Origin of the sequence: Pseudoxanthomonas spadix BD-a59, from assembly GCF_000233915.3 — a bacterium.
Taxonomy (GTDB): domain Bacteria; phylum Pseudomonadota; class Gammaproteobacteria; order Xanthomonadales; family Xanthomonadaceae; genus Pseudoxanthomonas_A; species Pseudoxanthomonas_A spadix.
On record NC_016147.2, the window covers coordinates 858869 to 870237 of the forward strand.

Annotated in this window: 9 protein-coding genes; 6 read left to right on the forward strand and 3 right to left on the reverse strand. The window is 66.3% G+C overall.

Annotated features, from left to right (window positions below):
• Positions 1-23 precede the first annotated feature (23 nt).
• The 3 genes from DSC_RS03855 to DSC_RS03865 all read right to left on the reverse strand — a co-directional run bounded on the left by DSC_RS03855 (position 24) and on the right by DSC_RS03865 (position 4996).
• The gene (locus DSC_RS03855; RefSeq protein WP_014159820.1) at positions 24-1628 is read right to left on the reverse strand and encodes a peptide chain release factor 3; all 1605 of its coding nucleotides are present in this window, start codon (positions 1626-1628) and stop codon (positions 24-26) included.
• Between the two features lie 171 nt (positions 1629-1799).
• A complete protein-coding gene (locus tag DSC_RS03860) occupies positions 1800-2417 on the reverse strand; it encodes a hypothetical protein (RefSeq protein ID WP_014159821.1) in 618 nt (205 codons plus the stop codon).
• A gap of 110 nt (positions 2418-2527) precedes the next feature.
• Positions 2528-4996 (reverse strand): penicillin-binding protein 1A, encoded by a 2469-nt coding sequence (locus DSC_RS03865; RefSeq protein WP_014159822.1) that lies wholly within the window; start codon positions 4994-4996, stop codon positions 2528-2530.
• A gap of 226 nt (positions 4997-5222) precedes the next feature.
• Between DSC_RS03865 and DSC_RS03870 the strand changes: the two genes are divergently transcribed.
• The 6 genes from DSC_RS03870 to DSC_RS03895 all read left to right on the forward strand — a co-directional run bounded on the left by DSC_RS03870 (position 5223) and on the right by DSC_RS03895 (position 11324).
• Positions 5223-6281 (forward strand): pilus assembly protein PilM, encoded by a 1059-nt coding sequence (locus DSC_RS03870; RefSeq protein WP_014159823.1) that lies wholly within the window; start codon positions 5223-5225, stop codon positions 6279-6281.
• Positions 6281-6988: a PilN domain-containing protein gene (locus DSC_RS03875; RefSeq protein ID WP_014159824.1), complete on the forward strand. Its 708-nt coding sequence runs from the start codon at positions 6281-6283 to the stop codon at positions 6986-6988. The genes DSC_RS03870 and DSC_RS03875 overlap by 1 nt, the downstream gene beginning before the upstream one ends.
• Positions 6985-7653, forward strand: coding sequence for a type IV pilus inner membrane component PilO (locus DSC_RS03880; RefSeq protein WP_014159825.1), 669 nt, complete (start codon positions 6985-6987; stop codon positions 7651-7653). Before DSC_RS03875 ends, DSC_RS03880 begins: the two co-directional genes overlap by 4 nt.
• Before the next feature lie 17 nt (positions 7654-7670).
• Positions 7671-8186 carry a pilus assembly protein PilP gene (locus tag DSC_RS03885; RefSeq protein WP_425476612.1) on the forward strand — a complete coding sequence of 172 codons (516 nt, stop codon included), beginning with the start codon at positions 7671-7673 and terminating at the stop codon, positions 8184-8186.
• Between the two features lie 14 nt (positions 8187-8200).
• The gene (locus DSC_RS03890) at positions 8201-10081 is read left to right on the forward strand and encodes a type IV pilus secretin PilQ (RefSeq protein WP_043290387.1); all 1881 of its coding nucleotides are present in this window, start codon (positions 8201-8203) and stop codon (positions 10079-10081) included.
• Between the two features lie 211 nt (positions 10082-10292).
• On the forward strand, positions 10293-11324 hold the full coding sequence (locus DSC_RS03895) for an AAA family ATPase (RefSeq protein ID WP_043290388.1): 1032 nt from the start codon (positions 10293-10295) through the stop codon (positions 11322-11324).
• Positions 11325-11369: the final 45 nt, after the last annotated feature.

Below are 11369 nucleotides of genomic sequence, written 5' to 3' on the forward strand. Positions count from 1 at the left end.
GAGTTGCCGTTTGACCGACTGGATCAGTCGGCCAGCGCGCTGTGGGCGTGCTCGCGGGTCGCGCGGAAGATCACCTCCGGCGCGCGTTCCTGGGCCAGCTGCAGGTTGACCCGGGTTGGTGCCAGATACACCAGCTGGCCGGCCGCGTCGATGGCCAGGTTGGCGGCGTTCTTCTCGCGGAACTCTTCGAGCTTCTTTGGATCGGCGCACTCGATCCAGCGCGCGGTGGTGACCGCGACCGGCTCGAAGATCGCATCCACGCCGTATTCGTCCTTCAGCCGGTAGGCGACCACCTCGAACTGCAGCACGCCCACTGCACCCAGGATCAGGTCGTTGCTCATCAGCGGGCGGAAGAACTGGGTCGCCCCTTCCTCGGACAGCTGGGCCAGGCCCTTCTGCAGCTGCTTGAGCTTGAGCGGGTCGCGCAGGCGCGCGCGGCGGAACAGTTCCGGGGCGAAGTTGGGAATGCCGGTGAAGCTCAAGGATTCGCCTTCGGTGAAGGTGTCGCCGATGGAGATCGTGCCGTGGTTATGGATGCCGATCACATCGCCCGGCCAGGCTTCGGCGGCGATCTCGCGGTCGGAGGCCATGAAGGTCAGCGCGTTGGCCAGCTTGTGCTCCTTGGCCGTGCGCACGTGGAAGGCCTTCATGCCGGCAGTGAACTTGCCCGAGCACACGCGCATGAACGCCACTCGGTCGCGATGCTGCGGGTCCATGTTGGCCTGAATCTTGAACACGAAGCCGGACAGCTTGTCCTCGGTCGGTTGCACCTGGCGGCTGGTGGTGGCACGCGGCTGCGGCGGCGGGGCGTGTTCGACGAAGAAATCCAGCAGCGGCTGCACCCCGAAGTTGTTCACGCCCGAGCCGAAGAACACCGGCGTCTGCCGGCCGGCGCGGTAGGCGTCCAGGTCGAAGCCATTGCTCGCGCCCTGGACCAGCTCCAGCTCGTCGCGCAGCTCGGCCAGCATCGCCTGGCCGAGCTTCTCGGCCAGGCCCGGAGCGTCGAGCGAGGCGAAGATGGTCGAGTCCTGGCGGGTGAAGTTGCGGCCCGGCTCGTACAGGTGCACCTGGCCGGTGATCAGGTGGACCACGCCTTTCAGGCGCTGGCCCATGCCGATCGGCCAGGTCACCGGCGCGCACTGGATGCCCAGCACGGTTTCCACTTCGTCCAGCAGCTCGATCGGGTCCTTGCCCTCGCGATCGAGCTTGTTGATGAAGGTCATGATCGGGGTGTCGCGCAGCCGGCACACTTCCATCAGCTTGATGGTGCGCTCCTCCACGCCCTTGGCCACGTCGATGACCATCAGCGCCGAGTCCACTGCGGTCAGCACCCGGTAGGTGTCCTCGCCGAAGTCGGCGTGGCCGGGCGTGTCGAGCAGGTTGACGATCTTGCCCTCGTACGGGAACTGCATCACCGAGGAGGTCACCGAGATCCCGCGCTCCTTTTCCAGCGCCATCCAGTCCGAGGTCGCATGGCGCGCGGCCTTGCGGCCCTTGACCGAACCGGCCATCTGGATCGCACCGCCAAACAGCAGCAGCTTTTCGGTCAGGGTGGTCTTGCCGGCGTCGGGATGGGAAATGATGGCGAAGGTGCGGCGGCGCGCGGCTTCGCGGGAGACATCGGACATGGCGGTGGCGCCGGCACGGGCGCTGATGAGCGGTCAGGAAGCCGGCAAGTATAGCGGGGCAGGTGGTCCGGACCGGACGATGTTGGACCAACAGGCGCGCAGGAGCGCACCATGGGCGCGATGGGGCTTCCCCGGAACAGCCCCATCGCGCCCATGGACCCCCTGCGCCCCTCAGACGGCCAGCAGGCGCTCGAGCTGGGAAGCCGAGGCACGCGCCATCGGCTGTCCGTCCACCGGCGAGAGCGGCGCCTGGCGCAATGCCTGGCGCGGCAACACGGCCAGTTCGAAGTGCACCCCGTCGGCGGCAAAACCCCACACCGTGACCTCGGCATTGCGCTGGCGGTCCATGCGCAGCCGGCGCACGCGCACATCGGCCGGAATGCGCTGGTCGTCCAGGAAACGGGCAACGGCTTCCTGGTCATCGCTGTGCAGGTGCAGCTGCACCGGTGAACGCGCATCGGCGGTGCCGTCCAGGACCGGCCCCAGCAGGCGCGGCGAGAACGCAGCGAAGAACTCCATCGCCTGCAACGCGGCCTGGCGCAGCCGGCGCAGCAGTGCGGCATGATCCGGGCCGGCAAACAGGCGCTGGTACTCGCGCAACGCCGCCTGGACCTCGTGGTTGCGCGGAAGCGAGGCATCGTCGTGGATGCCAAGCCGGCTGGCGGCCTTGCGCTTGGCCAGCTGGTAGTCACCGATGCCGCTTTCGGCGATCAGGCGGGCTGCTTCGTGGGCCAGCCGGCGCCGGCGCTCGGCTGTGTGGATCTGGGCGTGCTGGCGGGCGTGGTGCATGGCGGGCCTCTGGCTTCGAGCAGTGAGCAAGGAGGAGTGAGAAGTGAGCGAAAGATGGATTGGGCTTTTGCTTTTGCTCACTTCTCACTCCTCCCCACTCACTCCTGGCTTCAAAAGATGTCGAACGCGGCCTCGTCGGTGGCGTTCTCGTCCTGCAGCGCATCATCGCCCTGCATGCGCTCCAGATCCTCGATCTTGATCCATTCGGTTGCGCCGTTCCTGGTGACCTCGACCATGCCCTCGGGCGGCGCATTCGGGGTGATCGGCTTGTCCTTCAGGGCCACGCGCATGTAGTCGATCCAGATCGGCAGCGCGGCCTTGCCGCCGTATTCGCGGTAGCCGAGCGAGCGGAAGTTGTCCCTGCCCACCCACACCGTGGTCACGTATGGCCCGGCGAAGCCGGAGAACCAGGCATCGCGGTGGTCGTTGGTCGAGCCGGTCTTGCCGGCGGTGTCCTCGCGGCCGAGCACGTTGGCTGCGGTGCCGGTGCCACGCCGGACCACGTCGCGCATCATCGACACCAGCTGGTAGGAGGTGCGCTCATCGATCGCACGCGGCGCCACCTTGGTGCCCGGCGGCGGCGTCTGCGGGGCAGGGTCGGGTTCGGAGGTGGCCAGCGGCGCGGGCCTGGTCGGCTGCTGGGTCTGCACCGGACCGAAGTTGAAACCATCGACCACCTGGCTCGGCGCCGGCGCGTTGGCGCCATGGCGACCGCAGGCACGGCAGGCGGTGGCCGGGTTTTCCTTGAACACCACCTTGCCGTCGCGGTCCTTGACCACATCGACCAGCCACGGCGTCACCAGCGAGCCGCCGTTGGCCAGCACTGCATAGCCGCGCGCCATCGACATCGGCGTCAGCGACGCCGAGCCCAGCGCCATCGACAGGTTCGGCGGCAGCTCGGCGATGTCGAAGCCGAACTGGCTGATGTACTTGCGTGCGAAGTCCACGCCGATCGCATCGAGCAAGCGCACCGAGACCAGGTTCTTGGATCGCACCAGCGCCTCGCGCAGGCGCATGGGACCGGCAAACTTGCCGTCGTCGTTGCCCGGGCGCCAGACATGCCCGCGGCGGTCGCGGAACACCACCGGCGCATCCAGCACGATCGACAGCGGGTTGAAACCCTTTTCGAACGCGGCCGAATACAGGAACGGCTTGAAGCTCGAACCCGGCTGGCGCCGCGCCTGGGTGGCGCGGTTGAACTTGTTGGCGGCAAAACTGAAGCCGCCGACCAGCGCGCGGATCGCGCCGTTGTTGGCGTCCAGCGAAACCAGCGCCGACTGTGCCTGCGGCAGTTGCTCCAGGGTATAGACGTATTCGGCCGTGGCATCGGGCTGGGCGGGTTTGCTGTCGGCATCGGCCAGCGCCTTGCGCTTGGCACCGACGCGGACCAGGTCACCGCGTGCCAGCAGCTTGCCCGGGGTGCGGCCGGTCCACCTGCTGGCTGCCGCGCCCAGCACGATCTGGCGCGCGTCGCGGGTGACAACCGTGGCGCTGTCGCCGGAAGTACCGGCGACGATCGCCGGGTCGAGCCCGCCTTCGGAGGCGATCCCGGCCAGGTGCGCGGCCAGCGACTCGGCGTCGGCATCGGAGGCCAGGTCGACATGCTTCTCCGCGCCGCGCCAGCCATGGCGGTGGTCGTACACCGCCAGGCCGTCGCGCACCGCCTTGTCGGCGGCCGGCTGCAGCAGCGGGTCGATCGTGGTGGTGACGTGGTAGCCCTTTTCCAGGACGTCGCCGCCGAACCTGGCGAGCATTTCCTGGCGCACCATCTCGGCGATGTACGGCGCATAGACTTCCACCGGGCGCTCGTGCGGTGCGGCGTGCGGCGGCTCGGCCTTGGCGGCGTCGGCCTGGGCCTGGGTGATGTAGCCGTCCTCGCGCATGCGCTCGATCACGTACACGCTGCGCTGCTGGTTGCGCACCGGGTTGCTGATCGGATTGCCGCTGGAGGGGAATTTCAGCGAGCTCACCAAGGTCGCCGCCTCGGCCAGGGTCAGCTCCTCGAGCGGCTTGCCGTAGTAGAACTCGGCCGCCGCGGCGACGCCGTAGGCGCGATTGCCGAAGAAGCTCTTGTTGAGGTACAGCTCCAGGATCTGGTCCTTGCTCAGCATCGCCTCGATGCGCATGGCCAGCAGCATTTCGGCCAGCTTGCGGGTGTAGCTGTACTCGGAACTCAGGAAAAACTGCCGCGCCACCTGCTGGGTGATGGTACTGCCACCTGCCACCCGTCCCTCCCGGGTCAGGGTCTGCCACACCGCCCGCGAAATGCCCTTCGGGTCGATCCCGCGGTGCGTGTAGAAGTTGGCGTCCTCGGCCGCCACGAAGGCCTGCTGGACCTTCCGGGGGACCTGGTCGATGGCGACCGGATAGCGTCGGGTCTCGCCGAACATGCCGATCAGCTGGCCATTGCTGGCATAGACGTACATCGGTTCCTGCAACTGGACATCACGCAGGGACTGGATCGAGGGCAGCCTGGACGAAATGGAGTAATAAAAGAAGCCTAGAATCACCGCGCCCACCAGGGCGCCGACCAGGCACAGACCAATCGCCCAGCGCAGCAGGCGGCGGAAACGGGACATCAGGGAGCTTCCGATTGCACAATTCGTGGCACGGGAGTATAGATGCTTCCGGAAGCGGGGTTGGCTTCCTTGGGGGAAACAAACACTTGGGCGACATCCTTACAAGAACGCGTAAGGCGTCACGGGTTGCTGTACAAGTGCTTGCGGGTTGTGAATAATTCATTATTAATGTGAGGGTGGGCTGAATCCGCTCGCTCAGGTTCCGCCGGTCGGAAGGGGATACACCGTGGGGCTCATCCCGAAAAGTCAGTCCTCGCTGATCGGCGTGGACATCAGCTCGACTGCGGTCAAGCTGTTGCAGTTGTCGCGGGTCGGCAATCGTTTCCGCGTGGAACACTACGCCGTGGAGCCGCTGCCGCCGAATGCGGTGGTGGAAAAGAACATCGTCGAGGTCGAGGCGGTCGGCGAGGCCATCCGCCGTGCGGTGACCCGGGCCGGAACCAAGACCAGGAATGCCGCCGCTGCAGTGGCCGGTTCGGCGGTGATCACCAAGATCATCCCGATGCCCGCCGAGCTGGACGAGAACGAGATGGAAGCCCAGATCGAGCTCGAGGCAGTCAACTACATTCCATATCCCATCGAGGAAGTGAACCTGGATTTCGAGGTGCTCGGGCCGCTGCCCAGCAACCCGGAAATGGTCCAGGTTCTGCTGGCCGCCTCGCGCTCGGAGAACGTGGAACTGCGCCAGTCCGCGCTGGAACTCGGTGGACTGACCGCCAAGGTCATGGACGTGGAGGCCTTTGCGGTCGAGAACGCTTTTGCGCTGCTGGCGGGCGATCTGCCGGTGCCGCATGACGGCGTGGTCGCGCTGGTGGACATCGGTGCCACCATGACCACCCTCAACGTGATCCGCAGCGGCCGCAGCCTGTACAGCCGCGAACAGGTCTTCGGCGGCAAGCAGCTCACCGACGAGGTCATGCGTCGCTATGGCCTGACCTACGAGGAAGCCGGCATGGCCAAGCGCCAGGGCGGCCTGCCGGAAAGCTACGAGGTCGAGGTGCTGGAGCCGTTCAAGGAAGCCACGGTCCAGCAGATCAGCCGCCTGCTGCAGTTCTTCTATGCAGGGAGTGAATTCAATCGGGTCGACCAGATCGTCCTGGCCGGCGGTTGCGCGGCCCTGACAGGCCTGCCGGAGATGGTGGAGGAGCAGCTCGGCGTGTCGACCGTGGTCGCCAATCCGCTGGCGCAGATGACCCTGGGTCCACGCGTGCAGGCGCATGCGCTGGCGCAGGATGCGCCGGCGCTGATGATCGCCACCGGCCTGGCCCTGCGGAGCTTCGACTGATGGCAAAGATCAATCTTCTTCCGTGGCGCGCGGAACGTCGCGCGCAGCGCCAGAAGGAGTTCTACGGCATGTTGGGCATGGCCGCGGCCATCGCGGTCGTGCTGGCGCTCTTCATCTGGTTCTACTACAACGGCCAGATCGACGGCCAGAGGGAACGCAACGCCTTCCTGCAGGGCAAGATCACCGAGGTCGATGCCCAGATCAAGGAAATCGATGCACTGGACAAGCAGAAGGGTCGCCTGCTGGCGCGCAAGAAGGTCATCGAGGAGCTGCAGGCCAACCGCTCGCAGATGGTGCACCTGTTCGATTCGCTGGTGCGCACCATCCCCGATGGGGTGGTGCTGTCCAGCCTCAAGCAGGACGGCAACATCCTGACCCTGCAGGGCCGCTCGCAGTCCAACGCGCGGGTCAGTACCTACATGCGCAATCTGGAAGGTTCGGGCTGGATGACCAAACCAGACCTGTCGATCATCGAGGCCAAGGCCGAAGGCCAGTCCGGTGGGGCGCCGGTGCCTGCACCGATTGCTGGCCGCGCGCTGCCCTATGTGTTCACCCTGAAAGTCGAGCTGGCCACGCCTGCCGATCCAGGCGCGGTCCCGGTCGTTGACCCGACCGCAACGCCGGCGGCCCCGGGCGCGCCTGCCGCGCCGGCCACCACGACGCCTCCGCCAGCCCCCACGCAGACGCAAGGGAGCCCGTCGTCATGAGTCAGAAGAAAGTCAAGCTCAACGAGCTGGATTTCAGCAATATCGGCGGCTGGCCGCAGAACTACAAGATCGGGTTCTGTGCCCTCGTCGGCCTGTTCATCCTGATCCTGGCCTACCTGCTGGTGTTCCGTAGCCAGGGCGAAGAACTGGAGGGCCTTGAGAGCCAGGAATCGACCCTGCGCGCCGAGTTCGAGCAGAAGGCCGGGCGCGCGGCAAACCTGCAGCCACTCAAGCAGCAGCTGGCGCAAATGGAGCAGGTGCTGCAGCAGATGCTGCGCCAGCTGCCGAGCAAGACCGAGATGCCCGACCTGATCGTGGACATCTCGCAGACTGCCCTGTCCAGTGGCCTGACCAACGAGCTGTTCCAGCCCGGCCCGGAAACGCCCAAGGAGTTCTACGTCGAAAAGCCGATCGCGCTGCGCATGGTGGGCAGCTACCACCAGTTCGGCGCCTTTGTCAGTGGCGTGGCGTCGCTGCCGCGCGTGGTCATCCTGACCATGCATGACATTTCGCTGCAGCCGGTCGACCCGAAGACCGGCGCCACCAGCAACGGCAGCCTGGAACTGTCCGGTACGGTCAAGACCTATCGCTACATGGACGAGGAAGAAACCGCCGCGCAGGAGAAGGCGGCCGCCGGCACGCGGCCTGCAGGAGCACAGCCATGAGTCGCGCCTTCTCGGTCATGCTGCTTCGCCTGTCGGTCGCTGTTGCCGCGCTGGCCATGGCCGGCTGCACCCGCGGCATCACCAGCACCCCTGGTGATGCGCCCAACCTGGAGGACTGGGTGGCCAACGTGCGCGCACGCCCGGCACCGCCCCTGGAGCCGTTGCCGGTCATGCAGCAGTTCGAGACCTTTGAATATGCGGCGCAGGGACTGCGCGACCCGTTCAGCGCGGCCTGGAGCACCACCGACGCCGGTGGCCTGCGCCCGGACCCCAATCGCCGCAAGGAAACGCTCGAGCAGTATCCGTTGGACAGCTTGAAGATGGTGGGGACGATCGGCAGCGGTCCCGGACTGGTCGCGCTGGTGATGGCGCCGGACAAGGTGACCTATCGCGTTTCTCCGGGCGACTACATGGGCCAGAGCGATGGCCGGGTCACCGATGTGCAAGCCGACCGCGTCGATCTTGTTGAGCTGGTGCCAGACGGTGCCGGCGGCTGGCTGGAGCGTCCAGCTGCTGTGACGTTAGATCAATGATTAGGGGATACACGATGACCGCTTCCAACGCTCGTAGCCAGCGGCCTTTGCGGCGCGCGGCCACCCACTGGCAATACGCACTGGTACTGGCGATTGCCGCCGTGGCCGGCGTTGCGCCGACATTCGCCGCGCAGCCCTCCACGCCCGGCGGTGCTGCGCAGACCAGTGCGGTGCAGGTTTCGGACATCGACTTCCGCCGCGCGGAAGACGGATCGGGGCGGTTGATCCTGAAGTTCGACCGCGAGGGTGCATCGCCTGACCTGCGCACCGAGGAAGGCAAGGTGATCGTGGACCTGGCCAATGTGGCCATGCCGGCCTCGCTGCAGAAGCCGATGAGCGTCATCGATTTTGCGACGCCGGTGCAGCGCATCGATGCGCACGCTGTGGGCAAGGGGTCGCAGCTGGTGCTTGATATCAAGGGCGTGGTCGAGTCGCTGGCCTACCAGACCGAAGACCAATACGTGGTCGAGATCAGCCCCAGGACGGGGAAGCTGGCGGTCGGTGCCGCCTCGAACCAGGTCGCAGGCTCGGCGCAGCTGGGCGTGGCGGCGGTCAAGCCATACTCAGGCAAGCCGGTGACCTTCAACTTCCAGGACGTGCCGGTGCGCACGGTCCTGCAGCTGATCGCCGAGGAGTCCAACCTCAACATCGTCGCCTCGGACACGGTCCAGGGCAGCGTGACGCTGCGCCTGGTCAACGTGCCGTGGGACCAGGCGCTGGACATCGTCCTGCGTGCAAAGGGGCTGGACAAGCGCCGCGATGGCAGCGTGGTCTGGGTCGCGCCGCAGCCTGAGCTGGCCAAGTTCGAGCAGGACAAGGAAGACGCGCGCATCGCGATCGAGAACCGCGAGGACCTGATTACCGATTACGTCCAGATCAATTACCACAGCGCAACCGAAATCCACAAGGCATTGACCGAGGCCAAGGGCATTGGCGGCAGCGGCGGCGGTGGCAGTGGCAGTGCTGGCAGCAACAACGAGAATGGCTTTCTGTCCCAGCGCGGTCGCCTGGTGGCCGACGAGCGGACCAACACCCTGATGATCAGCGACATTCCGAAGAAGGTCGCTTCGATGCGCGAGCTGATCGGCGTGATCGATCGCCCGGTTGACCAGGTGCTGATCGAGGCGCGGATCGTGGTGGCGACGGACACCTTCGCGCGTGATCTGGGAGCAAGATTCGGCGTGGCTGGTACCCGGGTCGGCGATCGGACCCAGATCATCGGTGGCAACACAGCCGATGTCGTGAACATCGCCAATGGCAATGATCGCCAGTTTCCGGATGCCTACAACGTGAACCTGCCTGCAGGCACTTATACGAATGGCAATGCCGCGAGTCTGGCTTACACCTTGCTCGGGACCAATTTCAGCCTGGATGTTGAACTTTCCGCGCTGCAGGAAGAGGGCCGTGGCGAGGTGATCTCCAATCCACGAATCATCACCGCCAATCAGCGCGAAGGTGACATCAAGCAGGGCAGGGAAGTGGGCTATGTGACCATTACCGGTGGGACCGGGGGCACGGCCGCCACACCGAACGTTCAGTTCAAGGAAGCGCTGCTCGAGCTGAAGGTCACGCCGACCATCACGCATGATGGGCGCATTTTCTTGAATATGTTCGTCAAGAAGGACGACATTGCCCGCTACATCGATCTTCCGGGTTACGGGACCGTGCCTGAGCTCAATCGACGCGAGATCAACACGGCCGTACTGGTCGAGGACGGCCAGACCGTGGTGATCGGTGGTGTCTACGAATTCACCGACGACGCCTCGGTGGCCAAGGTGCCATTCCTGGCGGACATCCCCTTCCTCGGCAACCTGTTCAAGAAGCAGGGCAAGCAGAAGAACAAGGCAGAATTGCTGATCTTCGTGACGCCGAAGGTGATTGCGGTTCGTCAGTAGCGGCACCGGCGGCTGACGCCACATGGACGGGACCTTCGGGTCCCGTTTCCCATTGGGATGTGCGGTTGCCCGTCAGCCGATAGGGGGCCATCGCGCGGACCACGGACGCCAGGGCCTTCGTTAAACCCGGATCTCGGGTTATGGTGCAGGGCGGAACCCCGCAGACTGGCGCCGGTCCAATCCCGCATTGGTCCTGACTGTGAGACACCCAATGGCCTCTTCCCCCGACGTGCTTCCTCCTGCGGCGCCTGTGCCCCAGGCGACTTCGGACAATCGGCTGCATGAGGCCTTCATCGCGCTGCGGGCCTCGCTGTCGCAGACCATCGTGGGCCAGCAGGCGCTGGTGGACCGGCTGCTGATCGCGCTGCTGGCCGACGGGCATCTGCTGGTCGAAGGTGCGCCGGGTCTGGCCAAGACGATGGCGATCCGGGCGCTGGCGGCGCGGTTGGAGGCCGATTTTGCCCGAGTGCAGTTCACTCCCGACCTGCTGCCGGCCGACCTGACCGGCACCGAGGTCTGGCGCCCGCAGGATGGGCGCTTCGAGTTCCAGGCCGGTCCGATCTTCCATCCGATCCTGCTGGCCGACGAGATCAACCGCGCCCCGGCCAAGGTCCAGTCGGCGCTGCTGGAGGCCATGGGCGAGCGCCAGGTCACCGTCGGCCGGCACACCTATCCGCTGCCGCCGCTGTTCCTGGTGATGGCCACCCAGAACCCGATCGAGCAGGAAGGCACCTTCCCGCTGCCCGAGGCGCAGCTGGACCGCTTCCTGATGCACGTGAAGATCGGCTACCCGGAGGCCTCGGCCGAGACCGAAATCCTGCGCCTGGCCCGCGAGCGTGCGCGCGACGCGCTGGAACCGGCGGCGGGCGAACAGCTGGCGCGCATGCCGCTGGAGGATGTGTTCGCGGCGCGCCGGCAGGTGCTGGAACTGCACATGGCGCCGGCCCTGGAGCGTTACCTGATCGAGCTGGTCCTGGCCTCGCGCGATGCCGCGCGCTACGACGCGGCGCTGGCCCGGCGCATTGCCTGGGGCGCCAGCCCGCGCGGCTCGATCGCCCTGGAACGCTGCGCGCGGGCCAATGCGTGGCTGGCCGGGCGCGACTACGTGACCCCGGAAGACGTCCGTGCCGTGGCGCCGGACGTGCTGCGCCACCGCGTGCTGCCCAGCTACGAAGCCACGGCCGAAGGCTGGGATGGCGCGCGCCTGGTCGAGGCACTGATCGAACGCGTGCCGTTGCCATGAGCGTCGGGACCCGGGACCCGGAACCGGGGTCCGGCGAGAGCACGC

What these genes read in the sequence shown, in the direction of transcription:
- DSC_RS03855 (WP_014159820.1), bottom strand. Translation starts at nt 1,628, where the DNA reads ATGTCCGATGTCTCCCGCGAAGCCGCGCGCCGCCGCACCTTCGCCATC.
- DSC_RS03860 (WP_014159821.1), bottom strand. Translation starts at nt 2,417, where the DNA reads ATGCACCACGCCCGCCAGCACGCCCAGATCCACACAGCCGAGCGCCGG.
- DSC_RS03865 (WP_014159822.1), bottom strand. Translation starts at nt 4,996, where the DNA reads ATGTCCCGTTTCCGCCGCCTGCTGCGCTGGGCGATTGGTCTGTGCCTG.
- DSC_RS03875 (WP_014159824.1), top strand. Translation starts at nt 6,281, where the DNA reads ATGGCAAAGATCAATCTTCTTCCGTGGCGCGCGGAACGTCGCGCGCAG.
- DSC_RS03880 (WP_014159825.1), top strand. Translation starts at nt 6,985, where the DNA reads ATGAGTCAGAAGAAAGTCAAGCTCAACGAGCTGGATTTCAGCAATATC.
- DSC_RS03885 (WP_425476612.1), top strand. Translation starts at nt 7,671, where the DNA reads ATGCTGCTTCGCCTGTCGGTCGCTGTTGCCGCGCTGGCCATGGCCGGC.
- DSC_RS03890 (WP_043290387.1), top strand. Translation starts at nt 8,201, where the DNA reads ATGACCGCTTCCAACGCTCGTAGCCAGCGGCCTTTGCGGCGCGCGGCC.
- DSC_RS03895 (WP_043290388.1), top strand. Translation starts at nt 10,293, where the DNA reads ATGGCCTCTTCCCCCGACGTGCTTCCTCCTGCGGCGCCTGTGCCCCAG.